Annotated in this window: 19 protein-coding genes; 6 read left to right on the top strand and 13 right to left on the bottom strand. The window is 44.5% G+C overall.

What is annotated here, in order from left to right; genetic code table 11:
* Positions 1-3: 3 nt before the first annotated feature.
* Positions 4-4,524 carry a glutamate synthase large subunit gene (gltB, locus tag CIK88_RS04715; protein ID WP_094434874.1) on the bottom strand — a complete coding sequence of 1,507 codons (4,521 nt, stop codon included), beginning with the start codon at positions 4,522-4,524 and terminating at the stop codon, positions 4-6.
* A gap of 240 nt (positions 4,525-4,764) precedes the next feature.
* Between gltB and CIK88_RS04710 the strand changes: the two genes are divergently transcribed.
* The 4 genes from CIK88_RS04710 (at position 4,765) to CIK88_RS04695 (ending at position 6,828) form a co-directional block, all read left to right on the top strand.
* Positions 4,765-5,154, top strand: a complete 390-nt coding sequence (locus CIK88_RS04710; RefSeq protein WP_094434872.1) for a hypothetical protein — start codon at positions 4,765-4,767, stop codon at positions 5,152-5,154.
* An 83-nt stretch (positions 5,155-5,237) separates the two neighbouring features.
* Complete coding sequence (locus tag CIK88_RS04705; protein ID WP_094389992.1) at positions 5,238-5,633, top strand: hypothetical protein; 396 nt, start codon at positions 5,238-5,240, stop codon at positions 5,631-5,633.
* Between the two features lie 209 nt (positions 5,634-5,842).
* Positions 5,843-6,259, top strand: coding sequence for a PH domain-containing protein (locus tag CIK88_RS04700; protein WP_094434870.1), 417 nt, complete (start codon positions 5,843-5,845; stop codon positions 6,257-6,259).
* Entirely contained in the window at positions 6,256-6,828 is a 573-nt protein-coding gene (locus CIK88_RS04695; RefSeq protein WP_254046850.1) for a sugar O-acetyltransferase, read from the top strand. The genes CIK88_RS04700 and CIK88_RS04695 overlap by 4 nt, the downstream gene beginning before the upstream one ends.
* A 50-nt stretch (positions 6,829-6,878) precedes the next feature.
* On the opposite strand, the gene CIK88_RS04690 is transcribed toward CIK88_RS04695, so the two are convergent.
* From CIK88_RS04690 to polA, 6 genes are all read right to left on the bottom strand, one after another.
* Positions 6,879-7,706, bottom strand: a complete 828-nt coding sequence (locus CIK88_RS04690; RefSeq protein WP_094434868.1) for an AraC family transcriptional regulator — start codon at positions 7,704-7,706, stop codon at positions 6,879-6,881.
* A 126-nt stretch (positions 7,707-7,832) separates the two neighbouring features.
* Positions 7,833-9,527 (bottom strand): MFS transporter, encoded by a 1,695-nt coding sequence (locus CIK88_RS04685; RefSeq protein WP_094434866.1) that lies wholly within the window; start codon positions 9,525-9,527, stop codon positions 7,833-7,835.
* Positions 9,528-9,531: 4 nt separating this feature from the next.
* Positions 9,532-10,644, bottom strand: a complete 1,113-nt coding sequence (locus CIK88_RS04680) for an HlyD family secretion protein (RefSeq protein WP_094434864.1) — start codon at positions 10,642-10,644, stop codon at positions 9,532-9,534.
* 56 nt (positions 10,645-10,700) lie between these two features.
* Entirely contained in the window at positions 10,701-12,020 is a 1,320-nt protein-coding gene (locus CIK88_RS04675) for a TolC family protein (protein ID WP_094389987.1), read from the bottom strand.
* A gap of 878 nt (positions 12,021-12,898) precedes the next feature.
* Complete coding sequence (locus CIK88_RS04670) at positions 12,899-13,381, bottom strand: hypothetical protein (RefSeq protein WP_094449308.1); 483 nt, start codon at positions 13,379-13,381, stop codon at positions 12,899-12,901.
* Positions 13,382-13,437: 56 nt separating this feature from the next.
* On the bottom strand, positions 13,438-16,203 hold the full coding sequence (gene polA, locus CIK88_RS04665; RefSeq protein WP_094434860.1) for a DNA polymerase I: 2,766 nt from the start codon (positions 16,201-16,203) through the stop codon (positions 13,438-13,440).
* An 87-nt stretch (positions 16,204-16,290) separates the two neighbouring features.
* On the opposite strand from polA, the gene CIK88_RS04660 reads away from it, so the two are divergent.
* Positions 16,291-17,268, top strand: a complete 978-nt coding sequence (locus tag CIK88_RS04660) for a polyprenyl synthetase family protein (protein ID WP_094434858.1) — start codon at positions 16,291-16,293, stop codon at positions 17,266-17,268.
* Here CIK88_RS04660 and deoC read toward each other — a convergent pair.
* The 6 genes from deoC to mnmG form a co-directional block, all read right to left on the bottom strand.
* Positions 17,265-18,176 carry a deoxyribose-phosphate aldolase gene (gene deoC / locus CIK88_RS04655; RefSeq protein WP_094434856.1) on the bottom strand — a complete coding sequence of 304 codons (912 nt, stop codon included), beginning with the start codon at positions 18,174-18,176 and terminating at the stop codon, positions 17,265-17,267. The genes CIK88_RS04660 and deoC overlap by 4 nt on opposite strands.
* An 81-nt stretch (positions 18,177-18,257) precedes the next feature.
* The gene (locus tag CIK88_RS04650; RefSeq protein WP_094389982.1) at positions 18,258-18,581 is read right to left on the bottom strand and encodes a nucleotide pyrophosphohydrolase; all 324 of its coding nucleotides are present in this window, start codon (positions 18,579-18,581) and stop codon (positions 18,258-18,260) included.
* Between the two features lie 351 nt (positions 18,582-18,932).
* On the bottom strand, positions 18,933-19,385 hold the full coding sequence (dtd, locus tag CIK88_RS04640) for a D-aminoacyl-tRNA deacylase (protein ID WP_094434852.1): 453 nt from the start codon (positions 19,383-19,385) through the stop codon (positions 18,933-18,935).
* Between the two features lie 387 nt (positions 19,386-19,772).
* Positions 19,773-21,599, bottom strand: coding sequence for an excinuclease ABC subunit UvrC (gene uvrC, locus CIK88_RS04635; protein WP_094434850.1), 1,827 nt, complete (start codon positions 21,597-21,599; stop codon positions 19,773-19,775).
* Positions 21,600-21,641: 42 nt separating this feature from the next.
* Positions 21,642-22,172 carry an adenine phosphoribosyltransferase gene (locus CIK88_RS04630; protein WP_094434848.1) on the bottom strand — a complete coding sequence of 177 codons (531 nt, stop codon included), beginning with the start codon at positions 22,170-22,172 and terminating at the stop codon, positions 21,642-21,644.
* 44 nt (positions 22,173-22,216) lie between these two features.
* Positions 22,217-24,088: a tRNA uridine-5-carboxymethylaminomethyl(34) synthesis enzyme MnmG gene (gene mnmG, locus CIK88_RS04625; RefSeq protein WP_094434846.1), complete on the bottom strand. Its 1,872-nt coding sequence runs from the start codon at positions 24,086-24,088 to the stop codon at positions 22,217-22,219.
* A 608-nt stretch (positions 24,089-24,696) separates the two neighbouring features.
* On the opposite strand from mnmG, the gene CIK88_RS04620 reads away from it, so the two are divergent.
* Positions 24,697-25,374, top strand: coding sequence for a succinate dehydrogenase/fumarate reductase cytochrome b subunit (locus CIK88_RS04620; RefSeq protein WP_094391560.1), 678 nt, complete (start codon positions 24,697-24,699; stop codon positions 25,372-25,374).
* Positions 25,375-25,394: the final 20 nt, after the last annotated feature.

Here is a 25,394-nt window from a genome sequence, read left to right as displayed (position 1 = left end):
TGCTTAATAGTCTCTTTGCATATCAGCGATTTTCTGTCTGAGTTTGTTCATTTGTTCTTCTTGCAGCACGCGTTTGTATTCGATAGGAACTACTTGAATGAAGTCCTCTACGTAACGCTGCCAGTCATCGAGCATGGTACGTGCCAGTTTTGAACCGGTGTACAGATAGTGTTGTCTGATGAGTTCGTGTAGTTCCTTGCGGTACTGTGCTTCTTCTACAAGGTTGATTTCTACCATATCCATATTGCAGAAATAGTCGAAGTTATGGTTTTTATCCCATACGTAAGCAACACCGCCCGACATTCCTGCAGCAAAATTGCGTCCTGTCTGTCCTAAAACGACGACGCGTCCGCCTGTCATATATTCGCAACAGTGGTCGCCAGCACCTTCTATAACGGCTATAGCTCCTGAGTTTCTTACTCCGAAACGTTCGCCAACCTTACCATTGATATAGAGTTCGCCGCTTGTAGCACCATAAAGTCCGGTATTTCCTGCAATGATATTATCTTCTGCATTGAAGTTAGATCGTACTGGAGGCAGTATGGCAATACGTCCGCCTGATAGTCCCTTTGCGAAGTAGTCGTTGGTTTCGCCTTCCAGTTTGAATGAAATACCCTTGTTGAGGAATGCACCAAATGACTGACCAGCCGATCCTTTGAACTTCACATTGATGGTTTGGTCGGGTAATCCTTGCTGTCCATAGCGGAGGGCAATGGTTCCTGCAAGTGTTGCGCCAACGGCTCGGTCGGTATTTCTGATGGCAAAGTCAAGATTGACTTCTTCCTGACGCTCTATGGCTGGCTCTGCACCGCGTATCATCTGTGCATCGAGCGAAGTTGTGTCAGTGTGCATTTCGCTGGTTGGGATATGGCAGAGTGCTGTCTTACTGTCACCCTCTTTAAAGAGCAGACGTGTGAAATCGAGCACAGGTTTGTGGTCTGTTGTTGTCTCTGTATCCTTTACCACAGCAAGTTCTGTATGTCCCACGATATCGTTAAGGCGACGGAAGCCCATTTCAGCCAAATATTCGCGTACTTCTCTTGCAAGGAAAGTGAAGTAGTTGACGAGATATTCGTAGCGTCCGATGAAGTGCTTACGCAGTTCCGGATTCTGTGTGGCAACACCCATAGGACAGGTGTTGAGGTTACATTTGCGCATCATCATACATCCTAATACGATAAGTACGGATGTGCCGAAACCAAACTCCTCGGCACCCATCAGTGCCATGAGTATGACATCGCGTCCGGTTTTGATTTGTCCATCAACTTGGAGGCGTACCTGTCCGCGTAATCCATTCTTTACCAAGGTCTGCTGAGTTTCGCTCAGTCCGATTTCAGGCGATATTCCAGCAAAGCGCATACTGCTGGCAGGTGATGCGCCTGTGCCGCCTTCAGCACCGCTGATAACGATAAGATCGGCCTTTGCCTTTGCTACACCGGCAGCAATAGTTCCTACACCACTTTCTGCAACGAGCTTGACGCTGATGGCAGCGCGAGGGTTTACGTGTTTCAAATCAAAGATGAGTTGAGCCAAATCTTCGATAGAGTAGATGTCGTGGTGTGGTGGCGGAGAGATAAGACTGATACCCGGAATGCTGTGACGTGTCTTTGCAATGACCTCATTGACCTTGAATCCGGGCAACTGACCACCTTCGCCAGGTTTTGCACCCTGTGCTACTTTGATTTGAATTTCTTCTGCATTGACAAGATATTCAGTTGTGACACCGAATCTACCACTGGCCACCTGCTTGGTTTTAGAAGATAGAGAGATGCCGTCAACGGTACTGTGAAAACGTTCAGAGTCTTCACCGCCCTCACCAGTATTACTTCTTGTTCCCAGCAGATTCATAGCCAGACAAATGGCTTCGTGTGCTTCTTTCGACAGTGCGCCAAATGACATTGCACCTGAAACAAAGTGCTTGACAATGCTTTCTACGGGTTCTACCTCTTCAAGAGGGATAGGATTCTTCTTGAAACCAAGGAAGTCGCGGATGAAGATGGGGTCTGCTTTGTCATCCACCAAGTGTGTATATTCCTTGAATTTATCATAGTTGCCTGTGCGAGTAGCAAGTTGCAAGGTGGCAATAGTTTCTGGATTCCATGCATGACGGATACCGTCTTTGCGCCAATGGAACTGTCCTAAATTGGGCAAGAAAGCCTCGGCTGCTGTTTCTGCATCGTTTCCGGTGGCGAAAGCCTTGTCGTGTAGTATGATAGCATCGCGTGCGATACGTTCCAAACCGATACCACCAATGGTGCTCACCTCTGTGCCGAAATATGCCTTCAGGAGACTCTCGTTGAGTCCGATGCTCTCGAATATCTTAGCACCGCGATAGCTACGGATGGTAGAAATACCCATCTTAGCCATAATTTTAAACAGTCCTTTCTTGACAGCCTTGATATAATTGGCCTCGGCTGTAGTATAGTCTTCCTGTATCTTGTGGCGCTTGACGAGGTCGTCGAGTATGGCAAACGTCATATAAGGACACAGCGCTGAGGCGCCATAGCCTAAGAGCAGAGCAGCATGCATCGTTTCACGAATCTCGCCACTTTCAACGATAAGGGCGGTTTGCACACGCTTTCCAACGCTGATGAGATAATGGTGGACGGCACTGACTGCGAGTAATGATGGGATGGCAGCGTGGTCTTGATCTACTTCACGGTCTGATAAGATAATGTAGTTGTAGCCTGCATCAACCGACTGTTCTGCATCGTGGCAGAGTTTCGATAGTGCATCGCGGAGTCCATCTTCACCCTTTTTACATTCAAAGAGCATGGGAAGCTTCACGGTGTTGAATCCTTTATAGCGAATATTGCAGAGTATATCGAGCTGAGTGTTATTCAAAATGGGGTGGGGGAGACGCACCATCTTACAATTGCTCTCGTCTGGAGTGAGGATGCCAGCGCCTACACGACCGATATACTCCGTGAGCGACATGACAAGTGATTCGCGGATAGAGTCGATAGCAGGGTTTGTGACTTGGGCAAACTGCTGACGGAAATAGTTGAAGAACGTTTGTGGACGATTGCTCAACACCGCCAATGGTGTGTCGTTACCCATGGCAGCGGTAGGCTCAACACCATTGACTGCCATCGGTGCGATGGTGCCATCGACATCTTCCTCGCCATAACCGAACATCACTTCTTTTTGCAAAAGGTTATCTACGCTGTTGGCTATATGGCGACCGCTCTTGAGTTTCTCCAACTGGATACGGTTGGTAGAAAGCCATTGGCGATAGGGATGCTCCTTGGCGAGCTGTTCCTTGATTTCGCCATCATAGTAGATTTTGCCCTCTTGGGTATCGATGAGCAAGATTTTACCTGGTTGCAAGCGACCTTTTTCAGCCACTTCCGTAGGATTGAAATCGATTACTCCTGCCTCAGAAGCTACTACCATCGTATCGTTTTTAGTAATGGTATAGCGTGCAGGACGTAGGCCATTGCGGTCGAGCATACCACCGGCAAAGCGCCCATCGCTAAAAAGTAGAGCTGCCGGACCGTCCCATGGCTCCATCAGAATAGAGTGGTATTCATAGAAAGCCTTAAGATCTTCGGATATTGGGTTCTTGTCGTTGAACGATTCAGGCACAAGAATACTCATGGCATGAGGCAATGACAGACCACTCATCACAAAGAATTCTAATACATTATCAAGTGATGCCGAGTCGCTCATACCCGGCTGTACGATGGGCGAGATTGCTGGAGTAAGTGGTGAATCCTCTTTCAACAATACGCTTTCGCGTGCCTGCATCCATCCACGGTTGCCGCGTATGGTGTTTATTTCACCATTGTGTGCCAACAGTCGGAAAGGTTGTGCGAGCGACCAAGTGGGGAAGGTGTTGGTACTGAAACGTGAGTGTACAAGTGCCAGACCACTGGTGAAATAGGGATTTGAAAGATCGGGAAAATACTCACGCAGCTGTTTGCTGGTGAGCATTCCCTTGTAAATGATGTTTGTGTTGCTTAGCGAACAGATATAGAAGTCTTCATCGCTGACGCGATGTTCTATCTTTTTGCGGATGACATAGAGTGTGCGTGGAAAGTCGGCAACGCTGTCGTCGGCAACTCCAGTAACGAAAACCTGCTTGATGTCGGGTTCATTGCCCAGTGCTGCCTGTCCCAAACATTCGGGATTGACGGGCACGTTACGCAGATGCATTAACTGCAACCCCTCGCGCTCTATTTCTTCTATCATAATAGAGAGTATCTCTTGTTGGCGTTCCTTGTCTTTTGGAAGGAAAATCAAACCTGTTCCGTACTTTCCTTTTTCAGGTACAGGAATGCCTTGAAGCAGTATAAACTCGTGGGGAATCTGCAACATGATACCTGCACCATCGCCGGTTTTCTTGTCAGCGCCCTCTGCACCGCGGTGCTGCATATTTTCCAGCACTCGTAAAGCATTATCTACTAATTCGTGACTCTTATTGCCATGGATGTTGACCACCATGCCCACACCGCAGGCATCATGTTCATAATCATGTTGATAAAGCCCTTGTTGTTTGTTGGTTTGCTTACACTTTGTCATATTATCCTCTATTTAAACTTTCGTTCTGCTTGCAAAATTACAAAATAAGATAGCAATATGATAGGATAAGCGGTGGTTTTCTATCTACAAATGAAAGCTTGCAAACGAATTGTAAGCAATATATATAAGATTGCTTACAATCTAACAAAAAATATCCATATATTATTTAAAATATTAAGAAACATGTAAAAAATGGATTTATATGCCGTTTTTTCGCGCAGAATGTTTAATTTTGCAGTTATGAAACAGCGTCTTTTCCACTTTGTATTGTTGCTTCTGCTGATGACTTTTGGTCAGCAGCAGGAGGTTTTTGCCGTGGAAAGATGTAACGAATCGGTGCCTGTTTCCGACCAGATCTATGATAATGATAGCAAACATCAACCTTTGGGTGAGGCACTGTTGACAGATGTTTATGATGGCTATCGTATTGCTATGCCACGCTTGTTGCGCTTGCCCACCATGGGCGGTGGGCATCCTACAGGCCAGCGATTAGTAGCCGTTTCGCTGAAAACCCCAATCATTCTTATACATGATCACTATGATGGGCGTCGTCGCCAAGAGGTGTCACCCCATCAGAGTGCCGTCTCGTGCCAGTATTATATCATTGCACTGAGGCGGATTCTGCGTTAGCAGTGTGTTTCTTTATTGGCCTTCTTGGCCTATAGCACATTTATTTATTTATTTTAAGAAACACATTCTAACATCAAAAAACAATGGCAAATTATAAACACATGGAGATGGCTGAGGCTCTCTCCAACGATTCTCGTATTAATATCAGTCGTGGTTTTCTCGGATTGAAGACCAATCTTACCTACGCCCCCACATCATCTAAAATCAATCTGAAGGTCAATGAGTATGCTCCAGATATGGAAGGCCGACTCACACAACTGCTTCAGACTGACGGTAAGACGATGCGTAGCGAAGTGGAAAAGGGTAAGTTGCCCACTGTTGCGGTTGGACCTTTCCGCTTGGAAATAGCTTGTTCGCAAGACTATGAATACCTTGCAGTTCAACTTTTCCGTTTTTCCAATTTCAACTATTCGCCCATGACAGAGATGAAAGTCTATGAAGGCGATGACGCACTGGCAGTCTCTGCGCTACTTTGTTAAGCGCTTTTATATATGTTGATAACAGGGCTGTTGCATCTCGATGCGGCAGCCCTTCATGGTATGTGGCTGACACTTTGTAAGTCGAGAAACTCTGGGTTGTCTCCATAAAGACAATCTTTTTGCTACGACTTCTCTTGTATTTGTTTATAGAAAAGGTGTAGAGTTCGAAAAAATAATGTATCTTTGCAGTCGAATAACTGCAACGCTAAATGATAGAAAACAAGGTATATAAATCGAGAGTGGATACTTGGCTCGTGATATTATTCATGTGCGTTATCGGCTTTTTGATATGGCAGGTGATAGTCACCAACTATGAATGGATAATTGTAGTGGTGACGGTGTTGATGACATGGCTCTTAGTAGATCTGTTGCTGCATACCGACTATACCATTGGAGAAGGGGTGTTGAAGGTGAGGTGCGGCATGTTTATCGGATGGGATGTACCTATCGACAAGATACTGAAGATAACGCCTTGTCGTACGATGCTTAGTTCGCCAGCATTGAGTCTTCAGCGCATTTGTATTTTCTACAACCGCTTCGATGATATTATCATATCGCCCAAAAACAGTCAGGAGTTTGTACAAGAACTGCTACGACAGAACCCTAATATAGAAGTGAAAATATGATGACCGAACATAATATGGTCGAATACCAGAAAATGGTGCGCGGCGAGGAGTATAATGCTTGTGATTCGTACCTTATACAACTATTGAATAAATGTAAGGAAGATTGTTGGGAATACAACCAGATACGTCCAACCGATTTGCAGGCACGCAACTTAAAACTGCAACAGATGTTGGGAACCAGTGAAACTGATACCTTTATTGTACAACCGTTCTGGTGTGATTATGGTACAAATATACACGTGGGTAAGCGTTTCTTTGCCAATTTCAATTGGACTGTGCTCGACGAAGCACCTGTAACCATAGGCGACGACTGTTTTATCGGTCCCAATGTTGGCATCTATACCGCTTGTCACAGTACTAATCCTGAGGAGCGTAACACACGTCGTGAATGGGCAAAACCAGTCACCATTGGCCATAGTGTGTGGATTGGTGGTGGTGCTACTATTCTTCCCGGTGTCACCATTGGCGACAATGTGACGATAGGAGCGGGTAGTGTGGTGGTCAGCGACATCCCTTCTAATGTGGTGGCAGTGGGTAATCCTGCTCGTGTTATCAAGCATTTGAAATGAGTTTTCCAGCAAGATAACCGATATAGTGCTATATCAGTGGGCTACACAGCTTATTCTGTAGCCATTCTGTAGTGTTTGGGTGAAAGTCCCGTGTGCTTCTTGAAGAATGTGCCGAAGGTGGAAGCATTGGGAAAATTCAACTCGTAGGAAATCTGTTGAATCGACATATTGGTATTCTTCATAAGGAAAATGCTACGGCGGATAATGGCTTTGAAGAGCAATTGTTGAACAGTGTTTCCGCATAGCGATTTCACCATGACAGATAAGTATTTTGGTGTAAGACACAGTTGATCGGCATAGAATGCCACACTGCGTTCACGCATGTAGTTGTCTTCAATGAGCTTGAGCAACGACTCGAAGATTTCTATCTTACGTGCCATATCCTTGCCTGCAACTTTATACGACATGGAGAAGATACTGCATAGTCGGTAAGTGACTGCCAGCAATAGGAGTTTTTCTTCGTAGGCACTATACGGACTGGTGTCTTCTTGCTGCTCCAATGCCTGCAACATGCGGGCATAAGAAGCAAGCATATTCTCAAAACCTGTATGGATAATGTGGCATGCTTTAGGATAGATGGTGGCATAGAGGCGCATGGTGACTACAGTATTGCCTAACATGGGGCGTATGTTTTCGCTGTGGTAGAAGAGTAAAGTGAACTGTAAATCGGAAGAACTTTCTGTCACTTGAAGCATGATGCCCTTTGACAGGAATACGGTTTCATCTGCTTTAGTAGTATATGAAGTGCCATCTACACAGAAATGAAACGTTCCCTGATGACAAACCACTATACCCACATAGTCGGAATAGAAGGGTTCGGTCAGCCAATGGGGAAAGGTGCTGGCGTTGCAGATGATGATGTTTTCGGTCTGTTCCATTTATTGTTTCTTTGCCCAAGTCATGAGAACGATGACCGTTCCCATGACCTTATTTGGTGCAAAGATAACAAAAATATCATTCTTTCCCGATGAAAGTCTTGCTTTTTTTGATATTTTGCCCCACTCTTATTTTGCCCCAAGTGAACTGACATCTACATTCTTGAGCAAATATTCGCGAGTGAGTTCCTTCAGATTGCGCTTGCGCCAAGGGATGATAAGCATCAGTAGCGCACAGGCCATACACCCATAGAAAGTCCAGCCGGCCATCTCCTTAATGGTGGTCAGCGTGGCTTGCACCTGAATCTTACCCTTGACGCTCATGGCTGCCATGTGTTGTGCTTCGGTCTCGTTCTTGCCTTGATGCTGCATGCCCCGAATTGTTTGGTCGTAGGTGGTGGCAGTCTCGATACTGGTGCGATCGAAATCCTGTGCGAAGCGTGTGACATAATACTGTTGACGGTACTGAAGCACATTACTATAGAGTGCAGAACCGATACTTGGTGCAATGACCATACGCACGGTGAGCATGATACATACCCAGGTGGACATAAATCGATAGGGCATGCGTTGGTTGGCAATAGTGGATATCAGCGAATAGAGCAACATCATTCCGGTGGAGCGGATAATGACGGGCCACTTCATGCGTTCATACATTCCATCGTTTTGAACCTCGAAATACATGAAGAGGGCGTATGCACCGATAAATACAAATCCAAGGGCATACATCCATTTCAAGTGGACGTTTTTGGCTCTGGCTATAATGGCAAAGATGAGTCCAACGGTATAGCCCACCATTACCCAATTGCCCAAAGTGGCATTCTGCCAGTTGTCTATCTTCATGCTGACATTGGTGAACACATTGACGAACATGCTGCTTGAATTACATAACATCAGCAGAAAGAACAGCATGATACCATAGTTGACGACCCTTACTTTAAATACCTCCATGATGAAATAAGGTGATCGGCGTGAGGCTTCCAAATAGATAAACAACCCCGTAAAGACGATGCATATCAGTGTGGAGAGGCAGATGGATTTGTCGTCAAACCAGTCTAATGTTTTGCCAAACACCATGACATAGACAAACGAGCAAAGCATAACGCTGAACACCGTGACATTGCCAAACTTTGAAAAGGATATGGGGAATTTTGGCAGTGCATATTCATGATAGGGCATGGTGAAGAAGACGATGATGATGCCTGCAAGCATAAATGCCATCATGAAATGATAGACATACTGCCACTCGTAAGCGTAGGCCAACCAAGCTGTAAGCCATGTTCCGAGTTGTCCGATAATCATAAAGAAAAGGTAGATGACCGGTTGTGATACCATCTTTTCGCTATCTGCAGCATCCCAACCTTCCTCTGTTGTAGGTTCACAACCTGGTGTGAGATTACGTGTGGCTTCTATGCCGAAAGCATACTTGATGAGTACGAAGAGATGGGCCATCAATAGCGTTTGGCGCACAAAACCCATGAGCAGACTGCACAAACCGAGAATGAAAAGCGATTCGGTCATAGCACAGACATAACTCAGCAGAAAGAGAATGGAGAAGCCTACGATACACATCATCTTCTCTCGTCGGATACACACTAAGTCATAGAAGAATGGCGAAAATGCTGCCATACCTATTGAGGTGCAGAAGCTGGCAAAGACGATATACTCCGACTGGATGCCGAGTCCGCTCATCATCTCACCGCTGTTGGCGGCATAGACACCACCCATAGTGATCATCGGTACGAAGAGGATGATCATAAAGATGATGCCAAGTGGTTTCGGCACCCAACTGTAAAACGGATAATTCTTATACTTTTCCGACATCTTACTATTTTCTCTGGGCTTTGACGATTACCATCATACCTGCGGCAAGGCGGGCATTGTCCTCTTTGCTGATATTGGTGAAGTCGATGCGTACTGGCACGCGCTGCTGAATCTTTACGAAGTTGCCGGCAGAATTGTCGGTAGGAACAAGTGAATACTTAGCGCCTGTGGCACCGGAAATGGCGGTAACGGTGCCTTCAAACTCCTTGTCGTGCATAGCATCTACGCTGATACGCACCTTCTGACCTACGTAGAGGTGCTCTATCTGGGTCTCCTTGAAATTGGCTACCACCCATTTCTGATTGTCGGGGACAATATAGGTGATGGTGGTTCCTGCATTGACCATCTGGCCTTCCTCAATAGATCGGCGTCCCAATTTACCGTTGCAAGGGGCCACAACAACACAGTAGGAGAGGTTTAACTTGGCCATTTCAACTGCTGCCTGAGCACGCTCGATGGCGGCAGCAACGTTTTGCTTGCGAGTGGTCACCTCGTTGACGCCTTTATAAGCAGCAGCTTGTTGCTTCTTGACGGCTTCGAGTTTCTTTTTCGTGGCGGCATATTCCACTTCCAGTTGTTCCAGTTGGATTGGGGTTGCGGCTTTCTTGGCCACCAAATTGCGGTAGCGTTCGCAGTCTTTGGCAAGTTTGGCGAGGCGCACTTCTATCTCATCGATAGAGGCAGAATAGATAGATGCCGAGGTCTCGGTGGTTTGCTTGGTGGCATCGATGACGTTGGCGCCAGCCAAAGCATCCTTCAGCGCAGCCTCTGCCTCCATCAGACGGATGCGGTATTCTCGGTCGTCGAGAATGAGCAGGGTGTCGCCTTTATGCACTTCTTGATGCTCTCTGAAACAAACTTTGGCTATGTAGCCTGATGCACGGAGGTTAACGGGAGAGATATACTGCTCTATCTGGGCATCGTTGCTCGACTCATTGGAAGAGTAATCGAAGAAGAGACAGCCGATTTTCCATAGACCATAGGCAAGAATGGCAATGCCGATAAGACTGACTACGAGGCGACGGCCTCTGAGCTTCTTAAACTCCTTGGCATTTTCTTCCTGTACTGTTTCTACGTTTTCCATTTCTTTATTTTCTTTGTTTTCCTTGTTTTCCATATCTTCGTTTTGTTTTGTTCGTTGTTATTGTATGATAATATAGTTTGAAAATGGCTTTATTTCACTTGGTCCAGTTGACCGGTGAGTTTGAGAAGTGACAGGTTGGCTATCTTATAGCTATAGCAGGCTGTAAGATAATTATTCATGGCTTCGCTCATACGCATCTCGTCTTGGAGTACTGCGGTCATCGAACTGACACCTTCTTTATATTGGTCGGCGGTCACGCTATATACATCTTGTGCCAAAAGATAATTGTCTGACTGCTTTTTGTAGTTGCGTTGGCAGTTGTTTACTTCGCTGACAGCATTGATATAGTTGGCCTGCATGCCTTTCAGGGCATTTTCATAGCCGATACGTGCATTGTCTTCTTCTATCTTGGCACGTCTGATTTTAGAGCGTTTCTCAAAACCGTCGAAGATGGGAACGCGCACCTGAAGGCCTAAACCGTTGGAGCCATACCAATGGTTGGAATCGCCCGAATGGAACCAATGTTCAAACTTATCGGTGAAAGCTGAGTACATCAGACTGCCGGTAAGGCTTAGTGTGGGAAGATAGCCGTCTTTGGCAAGCTTGGTTTGCTTCTTGGTCAATTCCTTTTTCTTCTCAAGCAGTTGCAGTTCGTAGAGGCCGGTATTGAGGCCGTTGGCCTTCACTTCCTCTATCTTGGCAGGCTCCATGTCGGTCACTTGGATGGCCTTGTCGGCAGGATAGTCGATGACATATTTTAGCATGGTATATTGCTGATCGAGCATGGCAACGGCATTGTCGCGCTGCACGGTGAGGTTTTCGATATTGAGGTTGACGCGCTTCAAATCTACTTCAAGGCTCATCTGGTTGTCGTAGAATGCTTGGGTGATGTCGCGCAACTCTTCCAAACGCTTGATATTATCGTTCACCAAGCGAATTTGCTCTAATGTGTTTTGCGCCATATAATAGGCTTTGGCGGTCTGCACGATGAGATCTTCGCGCGCTTTCTCATAAGAGAGCTGGTTCAGATGGTCAACAGTTTTGGAAATGTCGATAGCTGTAAGCACCATTTGGTTGTAGAGGGGCATCTGTAATTGTAAACCTGCTGAGGCATTGTATTGTAGGGTTTTGGTCACATTGTAGGACTTACCGTATGCCGAACCATCGGTGACAGATACTGGTGGAGTGAAGTTGTCGTTGAGCTGTGCCACTGCATTGATCTGTGGATACAGTTTGGCGCGGTTTTCGCTAATGGTTTGTTTACCTTTTGCAACCTCATTTCGACTGATTTTCAACGAGAGATTGTTGTCTATCGCCATTTGCAAACACTGGTTCAGCGTAAGGGTCTCCTGTGCTTTGACCATTGTGATTGCACAGAGAGCGATACAAAAAAACAATACTTTTTTCATCTTCTTATGCTTGATATATTTCTTCTGATATTCTAAACTATAACTAATCGAGCGCAAAGTTACGACTTTTCCATCACATCATACTATTCATAAATTACTACATAATGTTCAAAATTTCCATTTCTACCTTTTCTTTCACTTATTGTGCTGATTTTCATGGCGAATAAATGTGTTGTCGGTTGATAATAAGCATGTTTTCTATTGACGGCAGCAAGGTTGCTTTGTGGGCATCATTGTAAATCCGTGTCGTCCAAGAAAGTATTACTACCTCAGCACGCAGTTATTTTAGTTTTCAGAAAATTTCGACCACTCGACCATACCTATAGTATAACGTGCAGTATATTAGAACTTTAAGTGGTGGTCGATGTCTGAAATTTCGACCACACATCGACCATCGGATTGCCATCTATCATCAACACGGACCAGCTAAGCGATTGATGTATAAATGGGTTTACTATAGTTTATCAGCGTTTTTTCAGACCTTGATAATACTTTTATCAAACGTTGGATAACACCTTTATCAAACGTTGGATAATACTCTTATCAAACGTTGGATAATACTTTTATCAAACGTTGGATAATACTTTTGTCAAACGTTGGATAACACCTTTTTCAAACTTTGAAAAGACCTTTTTCAAACGTTAGACGATATCTTTGCCAAACCTTAGGAAATACCCTTACCAAACGTTGGACAATACGTTTTGCCAAACGTCTGGAAAACCATGGCAAAGCGTTATTAAAAGAATATCGATCTGTTTTATTTCTGAGCGACATCGAATAGATATAAGTTTTGCGGATATACTTTCGTGGGAATTATGACCGATATAAAATAATCGCCCGATAGGATGTTGAATCCACATCGGGCGATGGATAGGGTCTTATTGTTTGTTAGAACTGTAAGTGTAGTCTTTTCGGAAGACATACACTTTGATGCATTTCTTTTCTATCTTGCCGTTGGCAGAAGTGCTGTCATTTGTCTTTAGTGTTTCTATCTCTTCGGTGAAAGTGAAGATTTGATTGTTTGCATCTGTTGAGATATTGAAAGTTTTCTCGCTTACGTTACCTTTCGAACCGCTAACGGTCAGGGTGTTGGCGGTAAGTTTCCATTTCGTGAAATCTTCAAAACCACTAAGGGTGCCGTTTCTTTCAAACTTGGCTGTACCTTTTCTGTCGGTTCGGTGTTCAACAACCTTGTTGTTCTCGTAGTTGGTGACATCGACGCTTACATCCCATTTGCCGCAAATCCAGCTTTGAGAATCATCTGTTTTTGAGTCATCATCTCCGCAAGATGTGAACATTGCAGTAAGGGTCAAACATACCAATAGGGTAGTGACGGTCAGAAAGAGTTGTTTCCTTTTCATTTTGTTTGGTGTTATATAGAATAATGTTTAGAGTTCTATTGATTCTTGTCTGATGTTTAGTGGGCCTCAAGCCAGTTGGCTCCCCAACCGCTGTCGGCTACCAATGGAACATGGAGTTCGATGGTTCCTTGCATCTCTTCGAGTACGATGCGCTCCACTTGCGCACGCTCTTCAGGATAGACAGAGAAGTTGAGTTCGTCGTGTACCTGGAGAATCATCTTGCTGCGGATTCCTTCCTGTTGGAAACGTTGGAAGATGCGTATCATTGCTACCTTAATGATGTCGGCTGCAGTTCCCTGTATAGGAGCGTTGATGGCATTGCGCTCGGCAAATCCGCGCACCACGGCATTGGCACTATTGATGTCGGGCAAATAGCGGCGACGGCCAAACAGGGTAGTGACATAACCTTGTTCGTGAGCCAGCGCTTTGGCCTTCTCCATATAGTCATGCACTTGTGGGAAAGTATCAAAGTATCCGTCTATCAGTTGTTTAGCCTCACTACGGTCGATGTCAAGACGCTCGGCAAGACCAAACACGGTGATGCCGTAGATAATTCCGAAATTGGCGCGCTTAGACTTGGAGCGCTCATCGCGAGTAACCTCGTTGATATCTTTTTTATAGATGTTGGCAGCTGTGGCAGCATGCAGGTCCTTGCCTTCGCGGAATACCCGAATCATGTTTTCATCCCCACTTAGATGTGCCATGACACGTAGTTCAATCTGACTATAGTCGGCAGAGAAGAAAAGGCATCCAGGTTCGGGGATGAATGCTTTACGGATTTCTTTGCCATCTTCACCTCGCACAGGTATGTTTTGTAAGTTGGGATCGCTTGACGAAAGGCGTCCGGTGGCTGTGATTGTCTGGTTGAATGAGGTGTGGATGTGGCCGGTACGGGGATTGATGAGTCGGGGGAGTGCATCGATATAGGTGCCCAAGAGTTTCTTCAATCCACGATGTTGCAGAATCTTATCTACTATCTCGTGTTTGTGGCGTAACTGTTGGAGCACTTCTTCACTTGTGACATACTGTCCGGTCTTGGTTTTCTTGGGTTTTTCAACAATCTTCAGTTTACCAAACAGCACATCGCCAACTTGTTTGGGGGAGGCAATGTTGAATGTTTCGCCTGCCAAGGTATAGATCTCTTGTTCTATAGTGTTTATGCGTTCGGTAAGTTGTAATGAGGTATCAGCCAATGATGACGCATCAATACATACACCATTCATTTCCATTTCTGCCAATACAGGCATCAATGGCATCTCGATATCGTAGAACAGGCGGTCAGCACCATATTCTTTGAGTTGTGGCTCAAGGTGGTTTTTCAGTTGAAGAGTAATGTCTGCGTCCTCGGCAGCATATTCATAGACCTGTTCGGGAGTGAGGTCGCGCATCGAACGTTGCTTTTTTCCTTTCGGTCCTATCAGTTCGTCGATGTGGATGGTTTGGTAGTGGAGATATGCTTCTGCCATGTAGTCCATGTTGTGGTGCAGTTCGGGTTGGAGAAGATAATGGGCTATCATGGTGTCGAACATCGGACCTTGCAGATGAATGTCATAGTTGCGCAACACTTCCAAATCGTATTTTAGATTTTGTCCAACCTTTACTATTTTGTCGCTCTCATAGATCGGGCGGAAAATTTCAACTACTTTTTGTGCTTCGGCTCTATCTGCTGGCACTGGTACGTAATACGCTTCGTGTTCCTTTGTCGCAAAGCTCAAACCTACGAGTTCTGCGTCTATTGCTGTTGTCGAAGTGGTCTCTGTGTCTAGACTGACATTTTCAACTGTCCTAAAATAGTCACAAATGCGTTGCATTTCTTCCTCATTATCAACAAGATGATATTTGTGAGGAGTGGTTTTTAAGCTCTCAAAACTCGAAAATTTTGAGCTTTCCGCACTCTCGGGCGCAAATTCTGCAAAGAGAGAGAGCTGAGGATTAGCAGATGTTTGAGTATTTTTAGATTTTTTAAGAATCTTGTTGGCAAGGCTCTTAAACTCTAATTCTTCGAGTAAACGACCCAGTTCTTCCTCATTGGGGTGACTCACCTTCAATTCGTCAAGGTTGAGTTCGACGGGAACATCGGTTTTGATTGTGGCGAGGAAAAGTGATAGGCGGATGTCATCGACGTGGTTTTCGACTTTTGTCTTCAATGCACCTTTCAGTTCTGAGGTGTGGGCAAGGAGCTGGTCGATGTTTCCAAATTGGCCGATGAGCTTGGCTGCTGTCTTTTCTCCAACACCTGGGCAACCTGGAAAGTTGTCGGCTGCATCGCCCATTAAGGCGAGCAAGTCGATGACGGCAGTAGGCGAGGGGATGTTGTATTTGGCTTTCACTTCTTCTGGTCCCATTACTTCATAACCACCGCCATGTCGTGGACGATAGATGTGCACGTGTTCTGTCACCAATTGGCCATAGTCCTTATCGGGCGTGAGCATATAGGTGTCAACACCCAACTCGCCTGCCTTTGTGGCCAAAGTACCTATCACATCATCAGCTTCATAGCCATCAACTTCAAGGATGGATATGTTCCATGCACGCAAGAGGTCTTTGATGATGGGAACAGACTTGCGGATGTCTTCTGGAGTTGCCTCACGTTGTGCTTTGTATTCTGGGAATGCTTCGCTGCGAAATGTGGGTCCATGAGGGTCAAATGCCACGCCAATGTGTGTGGGTTGCTCTTTCGTAAGTACTTCCTGGAGGGTGTTTACAAACCCTACGATTGCTGAAGTATTCAGCCCCTTGGAATTGATACGCGGGTTCTTGATAAAGGCGTAATATGAACGGTATATCAGTGCGTAAGCGTCTAAAAGGAATAGTTTATTCATAACATTTTCTATTTTCTGCGTAAAATTACTAAATAATTTCTCATTACTGCGAGATTTTCACTATTTTTGCATTAAATTTCTGCGATTATGGATCATTTATCACTTATTAAGCACCCAATAGAGAAGGAACTCAACGATTTTATTGAGTTGATGAATAGTAATCTCAAACATGATGAAGCTTTGCTTTCTCAAGTGTTGGATCACATCAGACAACGAGGTGGAAAACGTATGAGACCTATGTTGACTTTACTCGTAGCGAAGAACTATGGGCAGGTATCGGTAGAGACCCAGCATGCTGCTGTAGGTCTTGAGCTACTGCATACTGCTTCTCTTGTGCATGATGATGTGGTGGATGAAAGTGATGAACGACGCGGACAGGCATCGGTTAATGCTACTTATAATAATAAGGTAGCTGTACTTGTGGGTGATTTTATACTTTCTACTGCGTTGCTCAATGTTGCTAAAACAGGTAATAAACGTATTGTGCAGAACCTCTCTGAACTCGGACGGACACTTGCTGCAGGTGAAATACTACAACTGTCGAACATTCAAAATCAGGACATTAGCGAGGAAGTTTATTATCAGGTTATCAAACAGAAAACGGCTGCGCTCTTTGAAGCATGTTGCGTAATCGGTGCCTTATCTACTGGTGCATCCGATGAAGAAATAGAAAAAGCTGGCGAATTTGGACAGACTTTGGGTGTTATGTTCCAAATCAGAGATGATATATTTGATTATTATGATTCTAAAGAAATTGGCAAGCCCACAGGAAACGATATGATGGAAGGTAAGCTAACGCTTCCTGTAATATATGCACTTAATCATACACCAATGGAGTCGATGCTGACTTTGGTACGTAAAGTAAAAGAAGGCACAGTCAATAAGGATGAAATTGCGGTACTGGTAGAGTTTGCGAAGAATAACGGCGGTATTGAATATGCTGAACAAAAGATGTTGGAAATGAGTAAGATATGTATGTCTTACATCAACAATAGCGTAAAAGAAAAGGCAGTCAAGGATGCCTTGACTGCCTATGTTGACTACGTGATAGAGCGTCGCCTTTAGAAGAACTTGGTCTCATGACCTACCACCTCGCTCAAAAGCAGGTTGGCAAGGCGTGATGTGCCCATACGGAACCATTGGTTGGTGAGCCATTTTTCACCCAAAACTTCCTTGACTATAGTGTACATCGTGATGGCGTCCATGACGGTATTGAGACCACCAGCAGGCTTGAAACCTATCTGGATGCCTGTCTTATCATAATATTCCTTGATAGCTTGACACATGACATAAGCAGCTTCCGGGGTTGCAGCGGGTTCTAACTTTCCTGTTGAGGTCTTGATATAATCTGCTCCTGCATACATAGAAAGGATAGAGGCCTTCTTAATATTGGCTGTTGTTTTCAAGCATCCAGTTTCAAGAATTACCTTCATCTTCTTCTCTCCACATACATTCTTCAGTTCGGAGATTTCATCTGCCACTTCTTCATAGTTGCCACTTAGGAATTTTCCTACTGGCATGACAATATCTATCTCTGTTGCACCATCCTTTATTGCAAGGGCAGTCTCTGCTACCTTTACCTCGATAAGTGCCTGTGATGAGGGAAAACTGCCGCTCACGCAGGCAATCTCTACTCCATCAACTTCAAGTGTTTCGCTAACTGTTTTAGCAAAACAAGGATAGACACAAATAGTGGCTACATGGGGTAGTTCTGGATATTGCTCGTCAAACTGGTTGACGCGCTCGGTAAATGCAAGTACACTATCCTCTGAATCGGTGGTCTTCAACGTTGTAAGTTCAACACTACCCATGAGGAATTTTTTCACCTCAAGGTTGTCGTTTTCATGAACTTTCTCTGCGATAATCTTGCGGACTGCGTCACGCACTTCTTCGTCGGATACTTCACAATTGTAGAGACTCAAAGCTTTTTCGTATTTGTTCTCGTCTTGTTTCTTGTTCAGTTTCTCTGCCATATTGTTCTTTTTTTATTGTTGTTTTTTTATTTGTAAATGAAATATTGCCCCTTGGAGGGGTGGGGCAATGACTTTTAGTTATTACTTCAACTTTGGGTTGTTGATGTGGCGTGTGGCGTCGCGTTGTGTTTTCTTTGCAAGGTTACGTGCCAATGCTTCTGTAAGGTCCACACCTGTTTGGTTGGCAAGGCATAGTAACACCCATAACACATCGGCCATCTCGTCGCTAAGGTCACACTTTTCACCTTCTTTGAAACTCTGATCGCCATATTTCCTGGCTATGATACGAGCCAGCTCACCTACCTCTTCTGTTAGGCAAGCCATATTGGTAAGTTCGGAGAAATAACGTACTCCGTATTCTTTGATCCAATTGTCAACTGTTTCTTGAGCTTCTTTTATAGTCATTATTTAGAAGTATTTACATGTTCAAAGATAGTTCTGACTGTTCTTCAAATATTGTATAGATAAGCAAGATGATGAGTACTATTATTGCGCAAATTCGAAATATAATCCCAAATTTTTTAGATGTTTCTGCTTGACGAAAAGGGTGGGGGAAATCTATGTATGTGTTGATGCTAAAGCCTAACACAATCAATAGCCCTCCTATTAAACCATACCATGGATTGTATGTATCCCATGATTTTCGTGTGAAGATCATCACTAAGCCCACTATGTTTAAGATATAGGCTATAGTTGACCACTTTTCTTCGGTTAAAACCCTTTTAATCATCAAGCTTATCTGTTTCTATTTGTTAGCTATTCCTTGTTTTTAGTGTCCATGCAGATGGTAACAGGACCATCGTTCAAGAGTTCCACTTTCATGTCTGCCCCAAATTCTCCTGTGCCAACAGGCTTGTTCATCGCTTCACTTAACTTACTGCAAAATTCCTCGTATAGAGGTATGGAAATCTCGTGACTGGCTGCACGAAACCACGATGGCCGGTTGCCTTTCTTATAGCTTGCATATAGTGTAAACTGGCTTACTACGAGTGCTTCACCATCTTCTTCCATAATAGAACGATTCATCACTCCGTTTTCATCTTCAAAGACTCTTAGGCCTACTATCTTTTTTACCAGCCATTCCACGTCTTCAGAAGTATCTTCTTCACACACTCCTAATAGGATAAGATAACCTTTACCAATTTTGGAATGTAATGTGCCTTCTATTGTTACGCTGGCATGCTGTACGCGTTGTATTACTACTCTCATGCTACAAAGGTACGATTAAGTGAGCGAAATACAAAAGAAAATCCCATTTTCTTTTTTATTTCCGAATGTTAGTACCTAAGCGCTGTAGTCGCAGAGGTACGATTAAGTGAGCGAAATATCAAGTAAGCGTTGTCTTACTCCTTACTATTATAATAAAGGTTTTTAAAATGATAGGTTTGTTTAACTATTACTTTGGTTGTTTTTTTTGTTAATGAATATGCTTTTTTTTCTATCTAAAGCCGTTTGATTAGTATTGTGGATAAACTCTCTATATATGTTGCTCGTTGTCTCTGAGCGGCAAATTAAAGTGTTTTTCGGGCATGTTTCTTTGCTGGTTTATCTTATGCTGCATGGTTATTGACTCAGACCGATCTTTTTGTGCATGCTTTATGGTTTGTTGAAATGCTCAAAGATAATATTTGCTTTGGCTTCGCCCACAATCTTATTTAGGGTATTTAAGTCTGCTTCGCGAATACGTTTTACGCTTTTTAGTGCCTTCAAGAGACTGTCTCGCGTTTTAGGACCAATACCTTTAATATCGTCCAGTTCGCTGTGGAGTTGGTGCTTGGAACGCTTGTCGCGGTGGAATGTAATTGCAAAACGGTGCACTTCATCTTGTATTTGAGTGAAAAGTCGGAACAGTTCTGAGTCTGTCTTCATTCCAATTACCCTTGGTGGAAATCCGTAGAGCAGTTCATTAGTTCTGTGACGGTCATCTTTTGCCAATCCTGCGATAGGAATGTCTAGTTTCAATTCATCTTGAATGACTTCGCGAATAACCTCCATCTGCCCCTTTCCACCATCGGCAATAATGAGATCAGGTAGAGGTTGTTGTTCGTCTATCAGACGACGATAACGCCTACCAACTACTTCCTTCATGCTTGCGTAGTCATCTGCACCAACCACAGTCTTTATATTATACTTACGATAGTCTTGTTTTGAAGGTTTTGCCTTCTTGAAAACGACGCATGCAGCCACGGCGTCTGTACCGCTAATATTGGAGTTGTCGAAACATTCTATCTGATATGGAAGTTTAGGCAAATGGAGTGCGTCCTGTATTTCTTTCATCAGTCGTACTGATTTCTGTTCAGGATTTAACTTTTCTGCTTGCTTTAGTCGGTCAAATTTATACTGTTTCCCGTTCATAAGGGAAAGATCGAGAAGCGTTTTCTTGTCGCCGCGTTGTGGTACAGTAATGGTTACTCCCTCCAGATTGCAGTTTATTTCCTGTGGTAGTATAATCTCCCGCGCATTGCTTTGAAAGCGTTCACGCATCTCTACAATCGCCAATTGAAGCAATTCTTCATCGCTTTCATCCAAGCGCTTCTTATATTCAAATGTGAAGCTCTGGTTGATTGCGCCATTCGCTACATGGATATAGTTGACGAAAGCAATTTTTTCGTCATTAGTAATCGTAAGTACATCAACATTATTAATCGTATGGCTTACTACTTCGCTCTTCGAAACAAATTGGTCGATGAGCAAATATCGACGTTTCACTTCTTCTGCCTCTTCAAACCGTAATTCCTCCGCCAAAGCCATCATTTCGTCTTTCATGGCGCGTAAAACATCACGCGTGTTGCCTTTTAGAATCTCGCGGGCCTGTTCGATGTTACGTTGATAGTCTTCCATACTCTGTTTACCAATGCATGGCGCACCGCAATTCTTCATGTGGTATTCCAGGCAAACCTGATATTTACGTTGCTCTACGCCATCCCAGGTGATGGGAAAACGGCAACTGCGGGGATGATAGAGCTTTTTGATAAGATCCAACACGGCATTCATCGAAGCCACATGAGAATATGGCCCATAATACGTTCCCCATTTCTTATTGATTGTACGCGTGCTGAAAATACGAGGAAGATACTCTTTGGTGATGCAAATGCTGGGGTAGGTCTTGCCGTCTTTAAGTAGTACGTTGTATCGAGGGTTATATTTCTTAATGAGAGAATTTTCCAATAATAGCGCGTCCTCTTCGGTGTTTACTACCGTATAGCTTATATCGTGAATCTTCGATACAAGTACTTTTGTCTTGAAACGATCTACTTCTGTGTGAAAATAGGAAGAGACGCGCGATTTTAAGCGTTTGGCTTTGCCTACATATATTATAGTGCCATTTTCGTCGTAGTACTGATAGCTGCCCGGTTTCTCTGGCATATTCAGCACAATAGATTTTAGTCTTGCAATGCGCGCCTCGTTCTCTTCTTTAGTCATGTTGCTGTTGTTTCACGTGAAACAGGGGTGTATGAGAATGATTTAAATAACCATCAAGGTTGTTACTTCTACGTCCTTTTCAAGGCAATCGCGTCCGTGCAGTCCTTCGTCGGTTATTTCGATGATAAAGTTCATATATACTTTCTTGGGATGGAAGTGGTTCACGAGTTTTAAAGTTGCCTTTGCGGTTCCACCGGTGGCAAGTAGATCGTCGTGGATAAGAACTACGTCGTTTTCATCGATAGAGTCGATGTGCATTTCAACGGTGTCTACTCCGTACTCTTTAGAAAAAGACTCTTTGATAACCGTAGCGGGGAGTTTTCCAGGTTTTCTTGCCAATACAACACCTGCGCCGAGTTTAGTAGCTAGGGCAGCGGCCATGACAAAACCGCGGCTTTCGATGCCTACAATTTTGGTGATTCCCTTGTCTTTGTAGAGTTCATACATTTCATTGACCATAATCTTCATGCACTCTGGATTCTTATAGAGTGTTGTTACGTCGCGGAAATTAATGCCTTTCTTCGGAAAATCCGGAATGCATCGAAGATTTTCCAATAAAACTGGGTTGTTCATAATCGTGTAATTTATTTAATATTGTTGTTGTTTCACGTGAAACTTTATCTTCCTAACAGCACGAGTAACACGTTGATATCGCTGGGGGATACGCCAGGTATGCGACTTGCTTGCGCGAGTGTTTCGGGGTTTATTGCAGTTAGTTTCTGTCTTGCCTCTGTGCTTAATTGCTGAAGCTCGTTATAATTGAAGTGGTCTTTGATGCGGATATTCTCCAAACGGTGCATTTTGTCGGCTACGATACGCTCGCGCTCGATGTAACCTTTATATTTGATATGTACCTCGGCAGCCTCTTTGATTTCCTCTCTGCGGTTTGGTAAGCGGTCGAGTTGCTCTTTCAGTTCGGGAATGACCTCCTCAAGTTTGTCGATGTTGAGTTCGGGTCGTGTGATCAAGTCTTCAAGTTTGCAACCATAGACGAGTGGGGTAGAACCCATTGCCTCCAGCGCTCCGTTGATGAGACGGGGTTTAATGGGGAATGTTTGGCAGAATCTTTCGATTTCTTCGATGCATTGTTTCTTCTCCATCCACCAGTTGAATCGGTCTGTTTTAGCCACGCCGAGTTGGTAAGCCTTCTCGGTGAGGCGTGCGTCTGCATCATCTTGTCGGAGCAGAATGCGGTATTCTGCTCTTGAAGTGAACATGCGGTAGGGTTCGTCGACACCTTTTGTGACGAGGTCGTCGATGAGTACGCCGATATAAGCTTCGTCGCGATGCAGAACGAGCGGTTCGCCTCCTGTGCAGAATATAGCGGCGTTGATTCCGGCAATGGTACCTTGTCCGCCAGCCTCCTCGTATCCTGTTGTACCGTTCACCTGTCCTGCCATGAACAGTCCAGATATGATTTTCGATTCCAACGAATGTTTCAGTTGGGTTGGGTCGAAGAAGTCGTATTCGATGGCGTAACCAGGTCGATAGACTTTGATGTTACGGAAAGCAGGAATTTGTCGCAAGGCTTCTATTTGTACCTCCATCGGGAGTGATGATGAAAAGCCGTTCAGATACATTTCGTTGGTGTCGGTTCCTTCTGGTTCGAGGAACAGCGGGTGCTGTTCGCGGTCTGCAAACGTCACGAGCTTGGTTTCTATCGAAGGGCAGTAGCGTGGACCTATGGATTGAATCTGTCCATTATAAAGAGGAGAGTCTTTAAGTCCAGAGCGCAGAATCTCGTGCACCTTAGCATTTGTGTTGCAAGTCCAACAGGTCAGTTGAGGTAACACTCTGTGTTTGCCCATATAGGAAAATTGGTGAAAATCGTGTTCTCCTTCTTGAACTACCATCTCGTTGAAATCTACCGAACGGCGGTCTATGCGCACAGGAGTTCCCGTTTTCATGCGTTCTGAACGAATTCCGTGTCGGGTAATACTTTCGGTAAAGTGGGGAACTGCCGGTTCTGCGATACGTCCACCCGGCACCATGGTACGTCCGATGTGCATCAGTCCGTTGAGGAAAGTGCCCGCTGTGATGATGATCGCTTTGGCACGCAGTTCCACACCCCATATTGTTTTCACACCTACGGCACATTTGTTCTCCACCAAGAGTTCGTCTGCTTGGTCTTGCCAAATATCGAGATTATCGGTTTTGTCGAGTATGTTTCTCCATTCCCAAATGAATTTTCCTCGGTCGCATTGTGCTCGTGGGCTCCACATGGCAGGTCCTTTGCTTCTGTTGAGCATACGAAACTGAATGGCAGTAGCGTCTGTCACGAGACCCATCTGTCCGCCGAGCGCGTCTATTTCTCGCACGATTTGTCCTTTGGCAATGCCTCCCACAGCCGGGTTGCACGACATTTGTGCTATTTTGTTCATATCCATGGTGACGAGACAAGTCTTTGCTCCCATGTTTGCCGAAGCGCATGCTGCCTCGCATCCAGCGTGTCCGCCTCCTATCACCAGTACGTCGTAATGAAGAATCATAGATGAATGATGTTTTATTATTCCGTGTGCAAAATTACAAAAAAAAGTTTTCAAGTAGTGTACTAAAGTATTAAAAAAGCATATTATGCAGTCTGATACGATTGGTTTCTGTATTGTAGTAAGAGGCTGAAACGGTGGTTTGTGGAGCAGGCGATAGGTTTGATAGATTGTTTGCCCCACTATGCAGGTAGGTTGTTACTCCCAATATTTTCCCATTGTAGTCCGCAGAATCATGGGACTTAGTTGGGACTTAGTTGGGACTTACAGCAGACTTATTTGAGGCTTTTCACGTATTTGCACCAGACTAACCGCGTATGGCTTATGACGACATCCCGAATGCATCCCGAATGCATCCCGAAGGTAAACGAAACGATAGAATTATTCAAAAATACGAAGTGAAATAGCGCGCATCAATACATAGTATAATATATAATATTGTGATGATTTTAACGAAAACGTTTGCGTGGTTCATTGTTTTTTAGTAATTTTGTCGGCAGAAAGCGCAAAAGCTTACTTATTAGTGGGTATTGTGCGAATATGCCGTGAGGCAAAGTTCCTTTGTATAAACAACAAAATTAAATATTTAATTAATTAAATTTCAACATTTTATGTGGTTAATCAATTCATCAATTGGTCGTAAGGTTGTGATGTCCGTAACGGGTATCGCGCTGATCCTGTTCCTGACATTCCACGGATGCATGAACATTGTTGCGCTGTTCTCTGGCGAGGCTTACAACTGGATTTGTGAAGCTCTTGGTGCCAACTGGTATGCTGTAGTAGCTACCTTGGGATTGGCTGCCTTGGCAGTAATTCACATTGTTTATGCATTCATCCTGACCGCACAGAACCGTTCTGCCCGTGGTTCGGAGCGTTATGCTGAGACAGAAAAGCCCGCAAAGGTAGAATGGGCTTCTCAGAACATGCTCGTTCTGGGAATCGTCGTTGTACTGGGTCTGCTGCTCCACTTGTTCAACTTCTGGTACAACATGATGTTTGCCGAGCTTATCGGTACCACCATGGGTCATCTGCCTTCAGATGGTTTCGCCTTTATCATCGACACGTTCCAGAACCCAGTCTATGTAGTGCTCTACATCGTTTGGTTGGTAGCTCTGTGGTTCCACCTGACCCACGGATTCTGGTCAGCCATGCAGACTATCGGTATCAGCGGCAAACTTTGGTTCAACCGTTGGCGCGTTATCGGCAACATCTATGTGACTCTGCTCATCCTTGCTTTCATAGCAGTAGTAGTAGCTTTCGCTGCTGGACTTGCTCCCAGCCTGTGGTAGTATAGAGCAGGATTAATGTC

The sequence above is a fragment of the Prevotella sp. P5-50 genome, from assembly GCF_002251295.1.
Classification (GTDB): Bacteria; Bacteroidota; Bacteroidia; order Bacteroidales; family Bacteroidaceae; genus Prevotella.
The sequence above is the reverse complement of the archived record's forward strand: the minus strand, read 5'-3'. Positions and strand labels throughout refer to the sequence as shown.

Bases quoted from the DNA above. Each gene is read 5' to 3' on its own strand.
- gltB (WP_094434874.1), bottom strand. From the start codon at position 4,524: ATGACAAAGTGTAAGCAAACCAACAAACAACAAGGGCTTTATCAACAT.
- CIK88_RS04710 (WP_094434872.1), top strand. From the start codon at position 4,765: ATGAAACAGCGTCTTTTCCACTTTGTATTGTTGCTTCTGCTGATGACT.
- CIK88_RS04695 (WP_254046850.1), top strand. From the start codon at position 6,256: ATGATGACCGAACATAATATGGTCGAATACCAGAAAATGGTGCGCGGC.
- CIK88_RS04700 (WP_094434870.1), top strand. From the start codon at position 5,843: ATGATAGAAAACAAGGTATATAAATCGAGAGTGGATACTTGGCTCGTG.
- deoC (WP_094434856.1), bottom strand. From the start codon at position 18,176: ATGGCAGAGAAACTGAACAAGAAACAAGACGAGAACAAATACGAAAAA.
- polA (WP_094434860.1), bottom strand. From the start codon at position 16,203: ATGAATAAACTATTCCTTTTAGACGCTTACGCACTGATATACCGTTCA.
- CIK88_RS04630 (WP_094434848.1), bottom strand. From the start codon at position 22,172: ATGAACAACCCAGTTTTATTGGAAAATCTTCGATGCATTCCGGATTTT.
- mnmG (WP_094434846.1), bottom strand. From the start codon at position 24,088: ATGATTCTTCATTACGACGTACTGGTGATAGGAGGCGGACACGCTGGA.
- uvrC (WP_094434850.1), bottom strand. From the start codon at position 21,599: ATGACTAAAGAAGAGAACGAGGCGCGCATTGCAAGACTAAAATCTATT.
- CIK88_RS04705 (WP_094389992.1), top strand. From the start codon at position 5,238: ATGGCAAATTATAAACACATGGAGATGGCTGAGGCTCTCTCCAACGAT.
- CIK88_RS04660 (WP_094434858.1), top strand. From the start codon at position 16,291: ATGGATCATTTATCACTTATTAAGCACCCAATAGAGAAGGAACTCAAC.
- CIK88_RS04675 (WP_094389987.1), bottom strand. From the start codon at position 12,020: ATGAAAAAAGTATTGTTTTTTTGTATCGCTCTCTGTGCAATCACAATG.
- CIK88_RS04690 (WP_094434868.1), bottom strand. From the start codon at position 7,706: ATGGAACAGACCGAAAACATCATCATCTGCAACGCCAGCACCTTTCCC.
- CIK88_RS04680 (WP_094434864.1), bottom strand. From the start codon at position 10,644: ATGGAAAACAAGGAAAACAAAGAAAATAAAGAAATGGAAAACGTAGAA.
- dtd (WP_094434852.1), bottom strand. From the start codon at position 19,385: ATGAGAGTAGTAATACAACGCGTACAGCATGCCAGCGTAACAATAGAA.
- CIK88_RS04650 (WP_094389982.1), bottom strand. From the start codon at position 18,581: ATGACTATAAAAGAAGCTCAAGAAACAGTTGACAATTGGATCAAAGAA.
- CIK88_RS04670 (WP_094449308.1), bottom strand. From the start codon at position 13,381: ATGAAAAGGAAACAACTCTTTCTGACCGTCACTACCCTATTGGTATGT.
- CIK88_RS04620 (WP_094391560.1), top strand. From the start codon at position 24,697: ATGTGGTTAATCAATTCATCAATTGGTCGTAAGGTTGTGATGTCCGTA.
- CIK88_RS04685 (WP_094434866.1), bottom strand. From the start codon at position 9,527: ATGTCGGAAAAGTATAAGAATTATCCGTTTTACAGTTGGGTGCCGAAA.